Below are 18,723 nucleotides of genomic sequence, written 5' to 3'. Positions count from 1 at the left end.
ATCGCGCTTTAGGTGGTTAGCCGCCCGCGCTTGGCGCGGAAATGCTTGCGATAGACATTGGGCGCAGCCAGCACCTCGCCGACGACTTTCGAATAGGCTTCGCGGTGCGCGTCGTCGAAGGCCTCGAATGTCAATTCGGGCGCCTCGCGCGGCACGCCGAAGCATTGCGCGACCGGCGTCCCTTTCGGCAACACGCCGGCAAAATCGGGCTGGGTCCAGACCGCCGGGAAATTGATCCCGCCGTCGTGAAACCGGTCGGCGTCGACCAGCCCCGAAATCAGGCGGAACGGCAGGTCGTCGCGATTGACCGGATGGGTCGCGAACAGCGACCAGCCCGGCTCGAGCTCGATGGTCCAGAAGCTGTTGAATTTCAGCGCGGCCTGCCCGTTGGCGAAAGGCGCGTCGGCCAATTGCGCGATGGGATGGAAGCTGAGCGGCGCGCGCGGATGGCCCTGTGTTGCCGGCTCCGGAATATCCCAGTCCCATGCGAACGCGCCGCGCTCGACCCTGACGTCGCAAGGCAGCGGGATCATGACCCCATAGGCCATCGCATCGACAAAGGGCGGGCATTGCTTGACCGTGCGGATCTCACGGTCGTGGATATCGGAATGCACCTTCGCCGGCATCGCGCGCAGCCAGTCCGGCAACGCGCTACGGGCCGGGAACGGCCGCGGCAGATGATCGGCAAGCCGCGGATCGCAGCGAAAAATCATGCGCATGGTGAGCTCCCGGATCATGGTGCGACAAAGGACACACATGATGATCTCATCGCGTCATTTGAGCACAATCGAGAGCCGGCCTCCACTCTCCAAGCCTCGAATGCCGGACGGCAAAAAAGGCCGGGATTGCTCCCGGCCTTTTGCAGCCTTCGGATGCCGTAGGCTGGTAAGCCTTACTTCGCTTCGGCGCGCTTGGGCGGCGAGGCCGGCCACGACTTGATCAGCGTGTCGTAGTCGACCGTCTCACCCTTCGGCTTTTCGTTGGCAAGCTTGCGCTGCGGCGCAATGTTGCCATCCTTGGCCGACTTGGCGAACCAGTACTCGGCGGTTTCCTTCTTGTTCAGCTTCGGTCCGCAGGCACCCTGCACACCGGACTTCTCAAGACGCTCCATCACCGAATCCTGGGCCGCGGCGAGCGCGTCCATCGCAGCCTGCGGCGTCTTCGCACCGGACGACGCATCGCCGATGTTCTGCCACCACAGCTGAGCGAGCTTCGGATAGTCGGGCACGTTGTTGCCGGTCGGGGTCCACTGCACGCGCGCGGGCGAGCGGTAGAACTCGATCAGGCCGCCGAGCTTCGGCGCACGCTCGGTGAACGACTTGTCCCAGATGTCGGATTCACGGATGAAGGTGAGACCGACGTGGCTCTTCTTCAGGCTCGTCGTCTTGGAGACGATGAACTGCAGGTAGAGCCAGGCCGCCTTGCGGCGGTCGACCGGGGTCGACTTCAGAAGCGTGATCGAACCCACGTCCTGGTAGCCGAGCTTCATGCCTTCCTTCCAGTACGAGCCGTGCGGCGACGGAGCCATACGCCACTTCGGCGTACCGTCCGCATTCATCACGGGCAGGCCGGGCTTCACCATGTCAGCGGTGAAGGCGGTGTACCAGAATATCTGCTGGGCGATGTTGCCCTGCGACGGCACCGGGCCCGATTCGGAGAAGGTCATGCCCTGCGCCTGCGGCGGAGCATACTTCTTCATCCAGTCGAGATATTTGACGATCGAATAGACCGACGCCGGACCGTTGACGTCGCCGCCACGCTCGACCGACGAGCCGACCGGACGGCAGCCTTCCATGCGGATGCCCCACTCGTCGACCGGCAGGCCGTTCGGGAGACCCTTGTCGCCGTTGCCGGCCATCGACAGCCAGGCGTCGGTGAAACGCCAGCCGAGCGAGGGATCCTTCTTCCCGTAGTCCATATGGCCGTAGACCTTGACGCCGTTGATCTCCTTGACGTCGTTGGTGAAGAAGTCGGCGATATCTTCATAGGCCGACCAGTTCACGGGAACGCCGAGATCGTAGCCGTACTTGGCCTTGAACTTGGCCTTGTAGTCCGGGTTGGTGAACCAGTCGTAACGGAACCAATAGAGGTTCGCGAACTGCTGGTCGGGCAGTTGGTAGAGGTGACCGTTCGGTGCCGTGGTGAACGACTTGCCGATGAAGTCGTCGACGTCGAGCGCCGGATCGGTGACGTCCTTCGCTTCGCCCTTCATCCACTCGGTCAGGTCGACGGCCTGGCCATAGCGGAAGTGGGTGCCGATGAAGTCGGAGTCGTTGATCCAGCCGTCATAGACGTTCTTGCCGGACTGCATCTGGGTCTGGATCTTTTCGACGACGTCACCTTCCTGGATGATGTCGTGCTTGACTTTGATGCCGGTGATTTCCTCGAACGCCTTGGCGAGCGTGCGGGATTCGTACTCGTGCGTGGTCAGGGTTTCGGAGACGACGTTGATCTCCATGCCCTTGAAGGGGGCAGCGGCCTTGATGAACCACTGCATCTCCTTCATCTGGTCGTCCTTGGAGAGGGTCGACGGCTGGAATTCGCTGTCGATCCACTTCTTCGCGGCCGCCTCGTCGGCGTGGGCCGGCGCGACAAGAGTGACCGATGCTGCGACGAGCGCGAGCGCGCTGGTCATCGTCAAAAGACTATCTTTAGTCATTCGTAAATGTCGCATTAGATTCCTCCGGTTGCAGCGACTAAATCCAGGCCCGGGTAGACCCCGGATCTGCTCTTTTTCGCGTTCCTCAGACGGTGCGAAAGATCACCACGGCTGAAAGAAGCGAAATTACCGTTCCGAGCCACAGGCTCGAAATCTCGACGCCCTCACCAATCGGCAGGCTGAAAATCGGGTCGGTGCCCACCACGCCGATCCACACCAAGTGGATGACGGCGGCCAGCACCAGCGAGACGAACAGGCGATCGCCGCGCGTGGTCGGAATCCGCAGCACCCCGACCCGCTCCGCCTCGGGATAGGCGGCCGCGAGCCAGGTCATGACGCCGAGCGTCGAGGCCAGCAGCACGAAGAAGATCGCGGTCGGCAGCGTCCAGGCCATCCATGCGATGGATTCCATAGCTCAAGTCCTCCCACGCGATGCGCTGCGCCCCCTCTCCCATGGGGAGAGGGCTGGGGTGAGGGGGTACGGTCCATCGATCGAGACAAACCCCTCGCCCGGATTTGCCGCTTCGCGCCAAATCCGACCTCTCCCCTCGGGAGAGGTGAAGCGCGATGTCGAGATGGTGCCTCGCTGCTTCATCATGACGCTAGACCCGGCCGAGCGCGAAGCCGCGCGCGATGTAGTTGCGGACGAACCAGATCACGAGTGCGCCCGGGATGATGGTGAGCACGCCGGCCGCGGCAAGCAGGCCCCAGTCCATGCCGGCGGCCGACACCGTCCGCGTCATCACCGCGGAGATCGGCTTGGCGGCAACCGATGTCAGCGTGCGCGCGAGCAGCAGCTCGACCCATGAGAACATGAAGCAGAAGAAGGCGGCGACGCCGATGCCGCTCGCGATCAGCGGCACCAGAATCTTGATGAAGAAGCGCGGAAACGAATAGCCGTCGAGGAAGGCGGTCTCGTCGATCTCGCGCGGCACGCCGGAGACGAAGCCTTCGAGGATCCACACCGCCAGCGGCACGTTGAAGATGCAGTGCGCGAGCGCGACCGCCCAGGGCGTATCGAACAGGCCGATCGCCGAGTAGAGGTTGAAGAACGGCAGGGCGTAGACCGCCGCCGGCGCCATGCGGTTCGACAGCAGCCAGAAGAACAAATGCTTGTCGCCGAGGAAGCGGTAGCGCGAGAAGGCATAGGCTGCCGGCAGCGCCACCGCGATCGAGATCACGGTGTTGATGACGACATATTCCAGCGAATTGATGTAGCCCGAATACCAGCTCTCGTCGGTGAAGATCCGCTTGTAGTGCTGCAACGTCGGCGTATGCGGCCACAAGGTCATCGTCGAGATGATCTCGGCGTTGGTCTTGAAGCTCATATTGACGAGCCAGTAGATCGGCAACAACAGGAAGATCAGGAACAGCCCCATGATCAGGCGGCGGCCAGGGATCGAGTGCATCACGCCGCTCCTTCCTTGACCGGACGCTCGGAGCCGGCATTGGTCATCACGGTGTAGAACACCCAGCAGACGATCAGGATGATCAGGTTGTAGGCCAGCGACAGCGCGGCCGCCTTGCCCAGGTCGAACTGGCCGAGCGCGATCTTGACGAGCTCGATCGAGACGAAGGTCGTCGAGTTTCCGGGACCGCCGCCGGTGACCACGAACGGCTCGGTGTAGATCATGAACGAGTCCATGAAGCGCAGCAGCACCGCGATCAGCAGCACGCGGTTCATCTTCGGCAACTGGATCGCCTTGAACACCGCCCAGCGCGACGCGCCGTCGATCTGCGCCGCCTGGTAGTAGGCGTCGGGGATCGACTTCAGGCCGGCGTAGCAGAGCAGCGCAACGAGGCTGGTCCAGTGCCAGACGTCCATCACGATGACCGTGACCCAGGCGTCGATATCATTGGCGACGTAGTTGTAGTTGAAGCCGAGATGATTCAGCACATAGCCGAGCAGGCCGATATCGGGCCGGCCGAAGATCTGCCAGATGGTGCCGACCACGTTCCACGGGATCAGCAGCGGCAATGCGAGGATGACGAGACAGGCCGCGACGCTCCAGCCCTCGCGCGGCATCGACAGCGCAACGACGATGCCAAGCGGCACCTCGATCGCGAGGATCACGGCGGAGAAGAACAGGTTACGGCCGAGCGAGGCCAGGAAGCGGCCGCCGAGATCGGTCGAGGGATCGAGCAGCTCCTTGAACCAGCCGACGCCGTTCCAGAAGAACTGGTTGTTGCCGAAGGTGTCCTGCATCGAATAGTTCACGACCGTCATCAGCGGTAGCACCGCCGAGAACGCGACCACCAGGAACACCGGCAGCACCAGGAACCAGGCTTTTTGGTTGATGGTCTTGTCCATCAGGCGACCCCTTCCACCAAATGGCTGTCGGCATAGACGTGGACGTAGGCGGGATTGAAGATCAGGCCGGCGGTATCGCCGGAGACCGAGAAGCCCGGCGGCACGCGCGCCGCAAGTTTGGTGTTGCCGACGCGAACGCGGGCGAACTGGATACGGCCGAGATCGTCGATCCGCTCGATGGTGGCCGACAGCAGCCCCGATGCGGGCGCCGCGACGTCGACGAATTCAGGCCGCACGCCGATCTCGATCTTCTTGCCGGCCGGCAGCACACCATAGTTTCGATGCAGGCCGATGACATGGCCGTCGATCCGCGCCTCGTGGCCGGAGACCTCGGCCGGTACGATGTTCATGCCGGGCGAGCCGATGAAATAGCCGACGAAGGTATGCGCCGGCTTGTCGAACAATTCGGCCGGCGTGCCGCTCTGCACCACCCGGCCGTCATGCATGACGACGACGGTATCGGCAAAGGTCAGCGCCTCGGTCTGGTCGTGGGTGACGTAGATCATCGTGAGGTCGAGCTCGCGATGCAGCGCCTTCAGCTTGGAGCGCAGCTGCCACTTCAGCTCGGGATCGATCACCGTCAGCGGTTCGTCGAACAGCACCGCGGCGACGTCGGAACGCACCAGGCCGCGGCCGAGCGAGATCTTCTGCTTGGCGTCGGCGGTGAGCCGCGTCGCCTTGCGGTTCAGATACGGCGTGAGGTCGAGCAGGTCGGCGATCTGCTTGACCCGCGCATCGACCTCGGCCTTGGCGATGCCGCGGTTCTTCAGCGGGAAGGCCAGGTTCTCGCCCACCGTCATGGTGTCGTAGATCACAGGGAACTGAAACACCTGCGCGATGTTGCGCTTCTGCGTCGACAGCGGCGTGATGTCACGGCCGTCGAACAGGATCCGACCGCGCGACGGCGTCACGATGCCGGAAATCAAATTGAGCAGCGTGGTCTTGCCGCAGCCGGACGGCCCGAGCAGCGCATAGGCGCCGCCCTGCCGCCAGGTCATGGTGACCGGCTTCAGCGCAAAGGATTCCAGCGGCGCGTCATTGCCGTTGTAGGACTGCGCGAGATCGACGAGGTCAATGCGGGCCATGAAGCATCTCCCTCACTTCGAGAAACTTGTTGCGGGTGAAGCGACGAGGCGATCGGCCGCGTCGAACACGAAGATGTCGTCGGGATCGAGCGCGGCGTCGAGCACCTGCCCGGGTTCATATTCATGCACGCCGTGCAGCACTGCGACCCAGTTCGAGTCATGGACATGGACGTGCACGAAGCTCTCCGAGCCGGTGATCTCGGTCACCGTCACGGTGGCCGCGAATTTGTGGCGGCCCGCCGCAGCGCTGCCGACCTCGAGCTGGTGCGCACGGAAGCCGATCCGGTAGGCGCCGTCGGGCAGCTTGGCGTAGAGGCCGGCCGCGGGCGCCTGCTCGCCGCCGGCATAGATCACCCGGTCACCTTTCTTTTCGATGCCGATGACATTGAGCGGCGGATCGGAGAACACCTGCCCGACGCGCAGCGTGTCCGGATGGCGGTAGACCTTCGGCGTCGCGCCGATCTGCAGCGCCTCGCCTTCCCACATGCAAACCGTGTCGCCGCCGAGCAGGAGCGCTTCCGACGGTTCGGTGGTGGCGTAGACGAAGATCGCGCCGGAGGCCTCGAAGATACGCGGCAGCTCGGCGCGCAGCTCCTCGCGCAGCTTGTAGTCGAGATTGGCGAGCGGCTCGTCGAGTAGCACGAGGTCGGCGCCCTTGACCAGCGCGCGCGCGATTGCGGTGCGCTGCTGCTGGCCGCCGGAGAGCTGCAGCGGCGTGCGCTTGAGGTAAGGCTCGAGCCGCAGCAGGGCGGCCGCTTCCGCCACCCGCTTCTCGATCTCGGCCTTCGGCTTGCCCTGCACCCGCAGCGGCGAGGCGATGTTCTCGTAGACCGTCAGCGAGGGATAATTGATGAACTGCTGATAGACCATCGCGACCGAGCGCTGCCGCACGTCAGCGCCGGTGACGTCCTTGCCGTCGACCAGCACCCGGCCGGTGGTCGGCTTGTCGAGTCCGGCGAGCAACCGCATGATCGAGGTCTTGCCGGACAGCGTCGGCCCGAGCAGCACGCTGAGCGTGCCACGCTCCAGCGTCAGCGAGACGTCGCGGATGGTCGGAATGCCATCGACGGCTCGCGTGACGTTCTGCAGTGTAACGCTCATGCCCGTCCTCCCGCTTCGCGGAGGGAACGTTCACCGGACACACGGTTGGCGACCATCCACTCGTCGAGCGCGGCGATTTCACCCGCCGTCATCCGCAAGCCCAGCTTGGATCGTCGCCAGACGACATCTTCCGCAGTCCGCGCCCATTCGTTCGCCATCAGGTACCGGACTTCACTCTCCGTCAAGGTGGCGCCGAAGGACCGGCCGAGATCTTCAGCCGATGCTGCATTGCCCAAGACTTTTCTGGCGCGCGTGCCGTAGGCATGCGCGAGACGGTTGGCGTGGGGCTGCGTGAGGAATGGATGGTTGCGAACCAGCTCGGCGCTCAGCGCCGCGACCGCCGACACGTCCATGTCGCCGCCGGGCAGCGGCGCCTTGCCGGTCCAGCCTTCCTGCGCTTTCGCGCCGCGAAGATAGGGCGACAGCCGTTCCAGCGCCTCTTCGGAGAGCCGGCGATAGGTCGTGATCTTGCCGCCATAGATCGACAGCAGCGGCGCTCCGCCGGGCGTATCGAGCTCGAACACATAGTCGCGCGTCGCGGCCTTGGCCTCGCTCGCGCCGTCGTCATAGAGCGGACGCACACCGGAGTAGTTCCAGACCACGTCCTCGGGCTTCACCGGCTTCGCCAGATACTCGCTGGCGGAGGCGCAGAGATACTCGATCTCCTCCTGCGTCGCCTTCACCTTGGCCGGATCGCCGTCATAGTCGCGATCGGTGGTGCCGATCAGCGAAAATTCGTTCTGATAGGGAATCACGAAGATGATGCGGCCGTCGGCATTCTGGAAGATGTAGGCGCGGTCGTGGTCGTAGAGCTTCGGCACCACGATGTGCGAGCCCTGCACCAGGCGCACCTTGGCCCGCGCGTTGACGCCTGCGCCGGTGGCCAGCACCTGCTCGACCCACGGACCGCCGGCGTTGACCAGCACGCGCGCCTTGATCGTGTCGCGGGCGCCGGTAGCGCGATCCTCGACCGTGACGTGCCAGACGCCGTCGATCTGCCGGATCTCGACCGCACGGGTGCGGGTGCGGATCTCGGCGCCACGATCGGCGGCGTCGCGCGCAGTCAGCGCAACCAGCCGCGCGTCGTCGACGAAACAGTCGGAATACTCGAAGCCCTTGGTATAGCGACCCGCGATCAGCGGCTTGCCGACCACGTCGCGCGTCAGATCGAGCGAGCGCGTCGCCGGCAGCAGATGCCGTCCGCCGATATGATCGTAGAGGAAGAGACCGAGCCGCAGCAGCCAGGCCGGGCGCAGGCCCGCGTGATGCGGCAAAACGAAACGCAGCGGGCGAATGATGTGGGGCGCGATCTGCCAGAGGATCTCGCGCTCGATCAGCGCCTCGCGTACCAAGCGAAACTCGTAATATTCGAGATAGCGCAGGCCGCCATGCACGAGCTTGGTCGACCAGGACGACGTCCCGCTGGCCAAGTCATTCATTTCGCAGAGGAAAACAGAGTTACCCCGGCCCGCCGCATCGCGCGCGATGCCGCAGCCATTAACGCCGCCTCCAATGATGGCGAGGTCGTAAATTCGATCCAAAGAACGCTTCCCCCGGCAACCATCTTCGCTTTGACGGTTTTACTTTCGGATTGGAGTAGATCACAACCGAAAACGAAAGCAAAGTGAAAATGGGGAACTTTTATTGGGGATTTTTTGGGCGAGATGACCGTCGCGGGGGCACTCCCTAGCCGTCACCCTGAGGTGCGAGCGGAGCGAGCCTCGAAGGGTGCACGGCCCGGCTGGTGGCCGCCGATCCTTCGAGACGCGCGCAAGGGCGCGCTCATCAGGATGACGGTGAGAGAGCTGCGCGCGCGGATTTGCTGAATCGCCGAGCGATAACAGCGAAGCGATACGGAATCACGCGCTGCGCAGCGTCGCCGGTGCCGCGTCTGCGCCGTTGTCGTCGATATCGACTGCCGGCTTGTCCATCGCGACGACCACCTCGATGCCGCGGCTGTGGCAGATATTTGCGAGGCCCGCCGGCAGGGGCGAATCGGTGATGAAGGTCTGGATCTGACTCATATGGGCGATGCGCACCGGCGCGCTGCGGCGGAGCTTGGTCGCATCCGACACCAGCATCACGTTGCGCGCATTGGCGATGATCGCCTGCGCCACCTGCACCTCGCGATAGTCGAAGTCGAGCAGCGCGCCCTCCTCGTCGATCGCGGACGCGCCGATGATCGCGTAATCGACCTTGAACTGGCCGATCAGCTGCGTCGCGGTCGAGCCGACCACGGCGCCGTCGGCGCGGCGCACCGTACCGCCGGCCACCACCACCTCGATGCGCGGATGACGATACAGCAGCATCGCGACGTTGAGGTTGTTGGTGATGACGAGCAGATCCTCGTGCGAGGTCAGGGCGCTCGCGACCTCTTCCGTCGTGGTGCCGATGTTGATGAACAGCGAGCAGCCGTTCGGAATCCGGGCGGCTGCGGCGGCGCCGATCGCCTTCTTCTCCTCGGCAGCGACGAAGCGGCGCGCCTCATAGGCGAGGTTCTCGACACCCGAGGCGATGATCGCGCCGCCATGGATGCGGGTCAGCGACCGCTCGTCGCAGAGATCGTTGAGGTCCTTGCGGATGGTTTGCGCCGACACCTCGAATCGCTTGGCGAGATCTTCGACCATGACCCGGCCAAAAGCACGCGCGATGTTGAGAATTTCAGTCTGGCGGTGGGAGAGTCCGGCCACGGCGGCCCCCTTGAAACGGCGAGTCGCCTATCGTGCGACCGTTCGGCACCGACGTCAACGAGCAAGCATTGCCGGGGTTAACTGCGTTGCAGCAAATGCCGAGGCGGTGCGTGCCGGCACGCTTCCTCACCACGCCATTGCCGATGCGACCAAGCGGATCAATTCCGGATCGTCGAAGGCCCGGGCGCTCGCGACGGCGCCGGCCGCGATCAGATCGGCGTGACCGAGCCCGGTTCGCATCCCGATCGTCGCGATGCCCGCCGTCGTCGCAGACTGGATGCCGGAGCGCGAATCCTCGAACGCTAGCGAAGCCGAAGCCTGCGCGCCCGCGAGGCGCAGCCCCTCGAGATACGGCAATGGGTGCGGCTTGCCGTGCGCCAGTTCATCGCCGATCACCACGGCCTTGAATCGGTGCGCGATGCCCAGTCCCGCGAGCAGCAGTTCGGCGTTCGGGCGCGGTGCATTGGTCACCGCCACCACGGCCACGCCGGCGCGATCGGCCCGGTCGAGCAACGCCAGCAATCCCGGCACCGGCACGATCTGGCCAGCGACCAATTCGCGGAAGATCCGCTCCTTCTCGCCGAGGATGCTGGCGCGGCGTTCAGTCGGCTCGTGTGCGAGAAAGCGCTCGCCGATCGACGCGTTGGAGAAGCCTTGCAGCTCCTTGCCGAAGCGCGCGTGATCGAAGCTGTGTCCATAAGGGCCGAGCACCCGGTTGAACGCTGCCAGATGCAGCGGATCGGTGTCGGCAAGCGTGCCGTCGATATCGAACAGCAACGCCTTGTTTTGCGGCTGCGACGCCTTGTCCTGTGTCTGCGACGCTTGGCCTCGTGTCTGCGACATCCGAAAAACGTTTCCGTGAGCTCGGATGCATCAATACAGACTATTGCGGTGCAAGCAAACGCCGCTCCGCCTGGCTTGCCATCAGGAGGCCAGCTGCAAATCTTGCCCGGTGACAAGCCGTCGCGCGGCGCGCTCGGCCTCGCGTGCGTTGCGGAAGATCTGGCCTTCGAGTGCTTGGAAGCGGTGCGAGGCGGCAAAAAACGCGTAACCACCGGTATCGCGCACCACGATACCCGCGGTCTGTGAACTCACTTCGATGACATAGCAGTCAGACATAGTCGGCCTCGGTTTGATTCGGCCCGACAACGGTGTCACCGCCTGTTTGTTCCTCGATTTATTTGCGACGTGAAGCGCCGCATTTGCAATCAAGCCGCGCTGCGGTCTCAGTTTCGACGCGTTTTCCTTCGCACCGAATCAACTGTATCTGCCGCGAAAAAACGTCAGGTCGAAATCGTCGCGCCGTCGCGCTGGATCGGTTGCGGATGGCCCTGCTCGTCGATCGAGACGTAGGTGAAATTGCCGTCGGTCACGAGGATCGACTGCTGCTCGCGGCGGCGTAGCACCCAGGCTTCGAGATGCACCGTGATCGAGGTGCGGCCGACGCGCACGAGGTTGGCGTGCACCGAGACGAGATCGCCGACATAGACGGCCTTGCGGAAATTCATGGCCTCGATCGCGACTGTCACGGTGCGGGACTTCGCAACCTTGCCCGCGAACACGCCGCCGCCGAGATCCATCTGGCTGAGCAGCCAGCCGCCGAAGATATCGCCATTGGCGTTGGTGTCGGCCGGCATCGCCAACGTGCGGATGCAGAGATCGCCCTGTGGCTCGTTGCCGGTGATCGCCGGCGCGTGAACGTGGGTTTGAGTGTCGGGCGTTTGCGCGGCGGTCACTTGCGAGTCGGTCACTTGAAAGCCTCCCAGCCTGCGTCGGGTACGAAACGGTCGCCGAACTTCTGCGCCAGCGCGCGCAGCGCAGACACCACACTGTCGACGCCGCGGCTGCGCGCGTAGTTGAGCGGACCGCCGCGGAACGGGGCATAGCCGGTGCCGAAGATCATCGCGCCGTCGACCATGTCGGCGTCGTCGACGATGCCCTCGCGCAGGGCGGCAACGCAGACATTCGAGATCGGCAGCACCAGGCGATCGATCATTTCGTCGCTGACGCGCGGACCGGTTTCCGGCAGCGGCGCCTTCTCCGCCCTGCCGTCCTTCCAGGTGTAGAAGCCCTTGCCGGTCTTGCGGCCGAGCTCGCCCTTGGCGACCTTCTCGCGCAACCACGCAGGCGTCGGCGGCAGAGTGTCGCCGAACTTCGAGCGCAGCATGTCGCCGACATCGAGGCAGATATCGAGGCCGACCTGGTCGGCAAGCTCGATCGGGCCCATCGGCATGCCGAACTCGACAGCGGCCGCGTCGATCAGGCGCTGGTCGGTCTTCTCGTCCAGCATCATCATCGCTTCCAGCATGTAGGGCGTCAGCGCGCGGTTGACGAGGAAGCCCGGCGAGCTCTTTACCGGCAGCGGCAGGCGATCGATGGCGCCGACAAAGGCGAGCGCCTCCTTGAGCATGCCGGCATCGGTGCCGTCATGGCTGACGACCTCGACGAGCTGCAGCCGCGACACCGGATTGAAGAAATGCAGGCCGAGCAGCCGCTCCGGGCGTGCCAGCGTGGTGCGCAGATCCTGCAGCGGAATGCTCGACGTGTTGGTGGCGAGGATCGCGTCCGGCTTCATCTTCGGCTCGAGCGAGGCATAGACCTTCTGCTTCAGCTCGAGCTTCTCCGGCACCGCCTCGATGATGAGGTCCGCATTGCGGACGCCCTCGCCGTCCATGTCGGGGATCAGCCGGTCGAGCGCATCGCGCTGGTCGATCTTCTTGCGCATGATCTTGCCGAACAGCTCCGACGCCCGCTTCATCGCGCCCGCGATCGGCTCGGCCTTCATGTCGGCCAGGGTCACTCGCATATCCTGGTTGGCGCACCAGGCCGCGATATCGCCACCCATCGCACCGGCGCCGATCACATGGACGTGCGCAACCTTGTTGCCGCTGCCGGCTGCTTTCTTCATCTGCTCGCGCAGGAAGAACACGCGGATCAAATTCTGCGCGGTCGGTGTCACCATCAGGTTGGCGAAGGACGCCTTCTCTGCATTCAGCATCGCCGAGCGGTTGCCGGCGTGCTTCTCCCAGAGATCGATCAGCGCATAGGGCGCCGGGTAATGCTTGCGCGGCGCCGCCTTCTCGGCCTCGCGGCGCATCCGCGAGGCGAGGAAGCCACGCACTGGCCCGAGATTGAGAAGCTTGTTCAGCGGCCCCGGCTTGGCGCGCTTCAGCCGGCCGAACACCGCATCCTTCACCGCGTTGCGGACATGGCGCTCCTGCGTCACGGCATCGACCAGGCCGAGCGACTTGGCGCGGCGCGCGTCGATGGTCTTGCCGGTCAGCATCAAGGTCATCGCCTGCATCGGATTGACCAGCTCGGTGAATCGCACGGTGCCGCCGAGGCCGGGATGCAGGCCGAGCATCACCTCGGGAAAGCCGAACCGGGCATCGTCGATCGCGATCCGCATCTGGCAGGCCAGCGCGACCTCGAGGCCGCCGCCGAGGCAGAAGCCATGGATCACGGCGACCGACGGCACGCGCAGCGCCTCGAGCCGGTCGATCACCGCATGGGCGCGGCCGATCGCGGTCTCGACCGCGCGCGGATCGCTCGCGCCGCGGAATTCATTGACGTCGGCGCCGGCGATGAAGCCGCTCTTTTTCGCCGAGCGCACCACGAGGCCGGTCGGCCGCTGGTTCTCCAGCGCCGTGACGACAGCATCGAGCTCTTCGAGCAGATCGGCGGAGAGCGTGTTGGTGCTGGCGCCGGCGCGGTCGAACAGCAGCCAGGCGATGCCGTCCTCATCGCGCGTCAGCCTGAAGTTCTTATATGGGCTGTCGGCGGCCGGCTTCGGCCCGAGCTCGAGCACGCGGTCGGCGAGAAGGTCCATGATCCGTGAATCCATGATCACACCATCTCAATCAACATCGCGCCGCCCTGCCCGCCACCGATGCATTCGGTGGCGACGCCGCGTCTGGTGCCGAGCCGCTTCATCGCATTGACCAGATGCAGCACGATGCGGTTGCCGCTGCAGCCTACGGGATGGCCGAGGCTGATTGCACCGCCGTCGACATTCAACTTGGCGCGGTCGATCTCGCCCGCGGCGCCATCGAGACCGAGGATCTCGCGGCAGAATTTCTCGTCATTCCAGGCGGCGAGGCAGCCCAGCACCTGGGTGGCAAAGGCCTCGTTCAGCTCCCAGGTCTCGACGTCCTGCAAGGTCATGCTGTTGCGCTTGAGCAGCGCGCCCGCCGACAGCACCGGGCCGAGCCCCATGATCGAGGGATCGAGCGCCGACCACTGGCTGTCGAGGATCACGGCTTTCGGCGTCAGCCCGTGCTTGGCCACCGCATTCTCGGACGCCAGGATCACCCAGGACGCGCCATCCGTGATCTGCGAGGAATTGCCGGCGGTGACCTGCCCCCATGGGCGCTCGAACACCGGTTTAAGCTTTCCAAGCGTCTCGGGCGTCGAGTCCGGTCGAACGCCGTCGTCATGGTCGTAGAACTGGCCGTCGCGGGCGAACGCGGTCTCGACCTCGCCCTTGAGGAAACCTTGCTTCTGCGCGTTCGCCAGCCGCTGATGGCTCTCAGCGGCGTAAGCGTCGGATTGCGCGCGCGTGATGCCGAAGAGATGGCCGACCTTCTCAGCGGTCTGCCCCATGTTGAGCTCGGTGATCGGGTCGGTGAGACCACGCTCGAGGCCGATGATCGGCCTAAAGTAGCTCGGCTTCACTTTCAACGCCGCGGCGATCTTGGCGCCTAATCCCTTGGCGCCGGCAAAGCCGGCAAACCAGCGCACGCCGGAATTGGGCCAGACCAGCGGCGCGTGGCTCAAAGCTTCGGCGCCGCCGGCAAGGATCAGGTCGGAGATGCCCTCGCGGATATAGCGGTAGCCGGTATCGATCGACTGCATGCCGGAGCCGCAATTGATCTGCACCGTGAAGGCGACCATCTGCTCGCCCATGCCGAGTCTGAGTGCTGCGACCCTGGCCGGATTCATCTCGTCGGCGATCACGTTGACGCAGCCGAGGATGACCTGGTCGAAGGCGGTGGGTGCGAAAGGCTGCCGCGCCAGCAGCGGCCGGCCGCATTGCACGGCGAGATCCACCGGGGTGAACGGGCCGGGACCGGAGCGCGCCTTCAGGAACGGCGTCCGGCTGCCGTCGACGATAAAGACTGGTCGCGCCATCAGCTCGCCGCCCTCTGCTCTCCGAGCTCCTGGAAGAACTGATGCACGTCGGCGGATTTCTTGTAAATCGGGGACAGCGCCTCCGGCGCAAAATCGTCAACCTCGATGACCTTGGCGACGGCCTCATGGGCGGCGGCGAGCTTCTCGCCGTCGGCCTCGGTGATGACGCCTTTCTTCACCGCTTCCTTCCAGTCGTGCAGCCGCGCCGCGCGCAACTGCTTGGCTGCGTCCTCGGCCTGGGTGACGAGGCGGAAGGCCTTTTCCAGCCGTGCGACGCCGCCGTCGTCCTCGACAAAGGCGAGGTCCGGCGTCAGGCGGTCGCGCGCGGCCGACGGCAACAGCACGAGCTGCGCGCATTGCTGCACGACGCGGTCCGACGGGCCGATGACGCGCGCGCCGAACGGCTGGATCAGGAATTTCAGCATCCACGCCACCGGACGGTTCGGCAGATTGGCGAGGATCTCCGCAAAGCGGTTCTCGATGGTCTTGAAGCCCGATGCCATGCACCATTCGAGCGCTGGAAGGTCCTCCTTCTGCCGGCCCTCGTCCTGCCAGCGTTTCAGCGCAGCCGAGAGCAGATACAGCTCGGACAGGATGTCGCCGAAGCGCGCCGACAGCATTTCCTTGCGCTTCAATGCGCCGCCGAGGGTGAGCAGCGCCATGTCGGCGCACAGCGCGAACGCCGACGAATAGCGCGACAGCTGGCGATAGAATTCCGTTGCATCGCCGGCATCCGGCGCCGGCGCAAACAAACCGCCGGTCCAGCTGCGGCCCCAGGCGCGGAACATGGTCGCAAAGCTGTGACCGACATGGTTCCAGAACGCGGTGTCGAAGGCGGTGAGGCCCTTGTCGCGGTCGGTCTCGCTGAGCGCGTTCATCTCCTGCAACAGATAGGGATGCGCGCGGATCGCACCCTGCCCGAACACGATCAGGTTGCGGGTCAGGATGTTGGCGCCCTCGACCGTGATGCCGACCGGCACCGAGCGGTAAAGTCCGCCAAGATAGTTCTGCGGCCCGTCGATCACAGCCTTGCCGCCATGGATATCCATGGCGTCGTCGATCGCGATCCGCATCCGCTCGGTGGCGTGCAGCTTCATGATCCCCGAGATGACGGCGGGGTGATGCCCCTCGTTCAGCGCTGCGCAAGTCAGCCGTCGCGCGGCGTCGAGCAGATAGGCTGTCGCCGTGATGCGCGCGAGCGGCTCCTCGATGCCCTCGAACTTGGAGATGGAAATGCCGAACTGCTCGCGGATGCGGGCATAGGCGCCGGTGGTGCGCGCGGCATAGGCCGCACCCGCTGCCGACAGCGACGGCAGTGAGATGCCGCGGCCGGCGGCGAGCGCCGTCATCAGCATCTTCCAACCCTGGCCCAGACGCTCCTGGCCGCCGATGATGTAGTCGAGCGGGATGAAGACGTCGCGGCCCCAGTTCGGGCCGTTCTGGAACACCTGCATCGCCGGCAGATGGCGGTGGCCGATCGAGACACCGGGCAGATGGGTCGGGATCAGCGCAACGGTGATGCCGAGCTCTTCCTCGTTGCCGACCAGGTGATCGGGATCATAGGCCTTGAAGGCAAGGCCGAGCAGCGTCGCGACCGGCCCCAGCGTGATGTAGCGCTTGTGCCAGTTGAGCTTCAGCCCGAGCACCTCGCGGCCTTCGAAATTGCCCTTGCAGATGATGCCGGTGTCGATCATCGAGGCGGCGTCCGAGCCGGCCTCCGGGCTGGTCAGGCCGAAGCATGGAATGTCCTGGCCGGAGGCCAGCCGCGGCAGCCATTTGTCCTGCTGCTCCCTTGTGCCGAAGCGCATCAGGAGTTCGCCCGGCCCGAGCGAGTTCGGCACCATCACGGTGACGGCTGCGGTCAGCGAGCGCGACGAGATCTTGCGCACCACTTCGGAATGCGCGTAGGGCGAGAAGCCGAGGCCGCCGAATTCCTTGGGGATGATCATGCCGAAGAATTTCTTGGCCTTGATGAAGGCCCAGACCTCGGGCGGCAGATCGCGCCATTCCCAGTTGATCTTCCATTCGTCGAGCATCGCGCAGAGCTCGTCGACCGGACCGTGCAGGAAGGCGTTCTCCTCGTCGGTCAATCTGGCCGGCGCGAACGCCAGCAATTTCGACCAGTCGGGATTGCCGGTGAAGAGATCGGCGTCCCACCAGACGTCGCCGGCTTCCAGCGCTTCGCGCTCGGTGTCCGACATGGTCGGCAGCACGCCACGCGCCCAGGAGAAGATCGGTTTTGTCACATAGTCGCGGCGGAAGCTCATGGCGGATCCTCATGAAACGGCGGCGCGGATGGGTGATCTTATCGGAAAGTGCCGGTCCCCGGTGAACACTTCGCTGTTCAAATAAAGCGAAATTGACGCGGCCCAGCCGCCGTTTGTTAACGGCAGGCCGCGCGTTCAGTTCCGAAAACTGAGATGCGACAATCAGGTAGCGGGGACGGCGACGGGCCGTCCGGTCCGCGCGAGGCTGGCCAAGTTGCCGGCAGCGGCGAAAGTTCACCTCTCCCTTGGGAGAGGTCGGCGCGCAGCGCCGGGTGAGGGGTTGCGGTCTCTCGTTGGAGCAGCTCCCCCTCACCCGATTTGCTTCGCAAATCGACCTCTCCCCGCTGGGGAGAGGTGAAGTGAAATCGAGATCAGGCCGGCCCGGCACCCTGGGTCGCGGTGTAGACTGCGTAGAGCGACTGGCTTGCGGCCATGAACAGGCGGTTGCGCTTGGGGCCACCGAAGGTGATGTTGCCGCAGACCTCGGGCAGCCGGATGCGACCGAGCAGCTTGCCTTCCGGCGACCACACCGTGACGCCGTTGTAGCCGACCGCGCGGCCGGCATTGCTCGAGCACCAGACATTGCCGTTGACGTCGCAGCGGATGCCGTCCGGCCCGCACTTCACGCCGTCGATCGTGAAGTCGCTGAACCGTTTGCCGTTGGTCGGCTTGTTGTCGGGCCCGACATCGAACACGAAGACGTCGCCCTTGCCGCCCGGGCCGCTATCGCCCGGTCCCTTGCCGGTCGAGACCACGTAGAGCTTCTTGTAATCAGGCGAGAAGCAGATGCCGTTCGGATCCGGCACCTGGTCCTCGCTGACCACGAGATCGACGCGGCCGGAGGGATCGATTCGATAGCAATTGGTCGGCAGCTCGCGCTTGGCCGCCACGAAGCCCGCCGGTTGGCCGATCCGTGGATTGAGCTTGCCGGCGGAATTGCCGGGGCCGCCGGCCGCATCCGGCTCGCCCTCATAGAGCTGGCCGCCATAGGGCGGATCGGTGAACCAGTAGCTGCCGTCGGGATGCGCGACGATATCGTTCGGCGAATTCAGCCGCTTGCCTTGATAGGAATCCGCCAGCACGGTCGCAGTGCCGTCATTCTCGTAGCGCGTGACGCGGCGGGTGAGATGTTCGCAGGACAGCTGGCGGCCCTGGAAGTCGAACGAATTGCCGTTCGAATAGTTCGACGGCATCCGGAACACGCTGACATGGCCGTCATCCTCCGACCAGCGCATCTGCCGGTTGTTCGGGATGTCGCTCCACAGCAGATAGCGGCCCTGCGAGCTCCAGGCCGGGCCTTCCGCCCAAAGCAGCCCGGTATGGAGGCGCTTGATCGAGGTGTTGGGCTGGGCCAGGTCGTCGAAGGACGGATCGACCGCGATGATGTCGGGATCCCAGAAATAGGTGGTCGGCGCCCCGCGCGGACTGAAGTCGCGCGGCGGGCTGGTGATGGTCGTCGGCGGCCCGACCGGCGCCGGCG

At 64.8% G+C, this 18,723-nt stretch carries 16 protein-coding genes; all 16 read right to left on the bottom strand.

Going from position 1 to position 18,723, the window contains the following annotated elements:
* Positions 1-8 precede the first annotated feature (8 nt).
* Positions 9-719: a hypothetical protein gene (locus H8A92_RS13585; protein WP_229196291.1), complete on the bottom strand. Its 711-nt coding sequence runs from the start codon at positions 717-719 to the stop codon at positions 9-11.
* A gap of 173 nt (positions 720-892) precedes the next feature.
* On the bottom strand, positions 893-2,635 hold the full coding sequence (locus tag H8A92_RS13580; protein WP_420831322.1) for an ABC transporter substrate-binding protein: 1,743 nt from the start codon (positions 2,633-2,635) through the stop codon (positions 893-895).
* A 109-nt stretch (positions 2,636-2,744) separates the two neighbouring features.
* Positions 2,745-3,071, bottom strand: coding sequence for a DUF2160 domain-containing protein (locus tag H8A92_RS13575; protein ID WP_229196289.1), 327 nt, complete (start codon positions 3,069-3,071; stop codon positions 2,745-2,747).
* 190 nt (positions 3,072-3,261) lie between these two features.
* Positions 3,262-4,068 (bottom strand): carbohydrate ABC transporter permease, encoded by an 807-nt coding sequence (locus H8A92_RS13570; protein ID WP_229196288.1) that lies wholly within the window; start codon positions 4,066-4,068, stop codon positions 3,262-3,264.
* Positions 4,068-4,970, bottom strand: coding sequence for a carbohydrate ABC transporter permease (locus H8A92_RS13565; RefSeq protein ID WP_229196287.1), 903 nt, complete (start codon positions 4,968-4,970; stop codon positions 4,068-4,070). Before H8A92_RS13565 ends, H8A92_RS13570 begins: the two co-directional genes overlap by 1 nt.
* The gene (locus H8A92_RS13560) at positions 4,970-6,055 is read right to left on the bottom strand and encodes an ABC transporter ATP-binding protein (RefSeq protein ID WP_229196286.1); all 1,086 of its coding nucleotides are present in this window, start codon (positions 6,053-6,055) and stop codon (positions 4,970-4,972) included. Before H8A92_RS13560 ends, H8A92_RS13565 begins: the two co-directional genes overlap by 1 nt.
* 12 nt (positions 6,056-6,067) lie before the next feature.
* Complete coding sequence (locus tag H8A92_RS13555; RefSeq protein WP_229196285.1) at positions 6,068-7,156, bottom strand: ABC transporter ATP-binding protein; 1,089 nt, start codon at positions 7,154-7,156, stop codon at positions 6,068-6,070.
* A complete protein-coding gene (gene glpD, locus H8A92_RS13550; RefSeq protein ID WP_229196284.1) occupies positions 7,153-8,697 on the bottom strand; it encodes a glycerol-3-phosphate dehydrogenase in 1,545 nt (514 codons plus the stop codon). The genes H8A92_RS13555 and glpD overlap by 4 nt, the downstream gene beginning before the upstream one ends.
* 318 nt (positions 8,698-9,015) lie before the next feature.
* Positions 9,016-9,846, bottom strand: a complete 831-nt coding sequence (locus H8A92_RS13545; RefSeq protein WP_229196283.1) for a DeoR/GlpR family DNA-binding transcription regulator — start codon at positions 9,844-9,846, stop codon at positions 9,016-9,018.
* Positions 9,847-9,972: 126 nt separating this feature from the next.
* Positions 9,973-10,689: an HAD family hydrolase gene (locus H8A92_RS13540; protein ID WP_229196282.1), complete on the bottom strand. Its 717-nt coding sequence runs from the start codon at positions 10,687-10,689 to the stop codon at positions 9,973-9,975.
* Between the two features lie 81 nt (positions 10,690-10,770).
* The gene (locus H8A92_RS13535; protein WP_163161526.1) at positions 10,771-10,965 is read right to left on the bottom strand and encodes a hypothetical protein; all 195 of its coding nucleotides are present in this window, start codon (positions 10,963-10,965) and stop codon (positions 10,771-10,773) included.
* Between the two features lie 164 nt (positions 10,966-11,129).
* Positions 11,130-11,597: an acyl-CoA thioesterase gene (locus tag H8A92_RS13530; protein ID WP_420831321.1), complete on the bottom strand. Its 468-nt coding sequence runs from the start codon at positions 11,595-11,597 to the stop codon at positions 11,130-11,132.
* Positions 11,594-13,690 carry a 3-hydroxyacyl-CoA dehydrogenase NAD-binding domain-containing protein gene (locus H8A92_RS13525; RefSeq protein ID WP_229196281.1) on the bottom strand — a complete coding sequence of 699 codons (2,097 nt, stop codon included), beginning with the start codon at positions 13,688-13,690 and terminating at the stop codon, positions 11,594-11,596. The genes H8A92_RS13530 and H8A92_RS13525 overlap by 4 nt, the downstream gene beginning before the upstream one ends.
* Before the next feature lie 2 nt (positions 13,691-13,692).
* Positions 13,693-14,976, bottom strand: a complete 1,284-nt coding sequence (locus tag H8A92_RS13520) for an acetyl-CoA C-acetyltransferase (RefSeq protein ID WP_229196280.1) — start codon at positions 14,974-14,976, stop codon at positions 13,693-13,695.
* The gene (locus H8A92_RS13515; RefSeq protein ID WP_229196279.1) at positions 14,976-17,243 is read right to left on the bottom strand and encodes an acyl-CoA dehydrogenase; all 2,268 of its coding nucleotides are present in this window, start codon (positions 17,241-17,243) and stop codon (positions 14,976-14,978) included. Before H8A92_RS13515 ends, H8A92_RS13520 begins: the two co-directional genes overlap by 1 nt.
* A 371-nt stretch (positions 17,244-17,614) precedes the next feature.
* On the bottom strand, positions 17,615-18,723 hold a 1,109-nt coding region (locus H8A92_RS13510), incomplete at its 5' end, for an SMP-30/gluconolactonase/LRE family protein (protein ID WP_233285434.1).

This window comes from Bradyrhizobium acaciae (assembly GCF_020889785.1).
Taxonomy (GTDB): Bacteria; Pseudomonadota; Alphaproteobacteria; order Rhizobiales; family Xanthobacteraceae; genus Bradyrhizobium; species Bradyrhizobium acaciae.
Note: the sequence above shows the minus strand (reverse complement) of the source record. Positions and strands in the feature narration are given on the sequence as shown.

What these genes read in the sequence shown, in the direction of transcription:
- H8A92_RS13575 (WP_229196289.1), bottom strand. Translation starts at nt 3,071, where the DNA reads ATGGAATCCATCGCATGGATGGCCTGGACGCTGCCGACCGCGATCTTC.
- H8A92_RS13515 (WP_229196279.1), bottom strand. Translation starts at nt 17,243, where the DNA reads ATGAGCTTCCGCCGCGACTATGTGACAAAACCGATCTTCTCCTGGGCG.
- H8A92_RS13570 (WP_229196288.1), bottom strand. Translation starts at nt 4,068, where the DNA reads ATGCACTCGATCCCTGGCCGCCGCCTGATCATGGGGCTGTTCCTGATC.
- H8A92_RS13555 (WP_229196285.1), bottom strand. Translation starts at nt 7,156, where the DNA reads ATGAGCGTTACACTGCAGAACGTCACGCGAGCCGTCGATGGCATTCCG.
- H8A92_RS13565 (WP_229196287.1), bottom strand. Translation starts at nt 4,970, where the DNA reads ATGGACAAGACCATCAACCAAAAAGCCTGGTTCCTGGTGCTGCCGGTG.
- H8A92_RS13560 (WP_229196286.1), bottom strand. Translation starts at nt 6,055, where the DNA reads ATGGCCCGCATTGACCTCGTCGATCTCGCGCAGTCCTACAACGGCAAT.
- H8A92_RS13540 (WP_229196282.1), bottom strand. Translation starts at nt 10,689, where the DNA reads ATGTCGCAGACACGAGGCCAAGCGTCGCAGACACAGGACAAGGCGTCG.
- H8A92_RS13585 (WP_229196291.1), bottom strand. Translation starts at nt 719, where the DNA reads ATGCGCATGATTTTTCGCTGCGATCCGCGGCTTGCCGATCATCTGCCG.
- H8A92_RS13535 (WP_163161526.1), bottom strand. Translation starts at nt 10,965, where the DNA reads ATGTCTGACTGCTATGTCATCGAAGTGAGTTCACAGACCGCGGGTATC.
- H8A92_RS13580 (WP_420831322.1), bottom strand. Translation starts at nt 2,635, where the DNA reads ATGACCAGCGCGCTCGCGCTCGTCGCAGCATCGGTCACTCTTGTCGCG.
- H8A92_RS13525 (WP_229196281.1), bottom strand. Translation starts at nt 13,690, where the DNA reads ATGGATTCACGGATCATGGACCTTCTCGCCGACCGCGTGCTCGAGCTC.
- H8A92_RS13520 (WP_229196280.1), bottom strand. Translation starts at nt 14,976, where the DNA reads ATGGCGCGACCAGTCTTTATCGTCGACGGCAGCCGGACGCCGTTCCTG.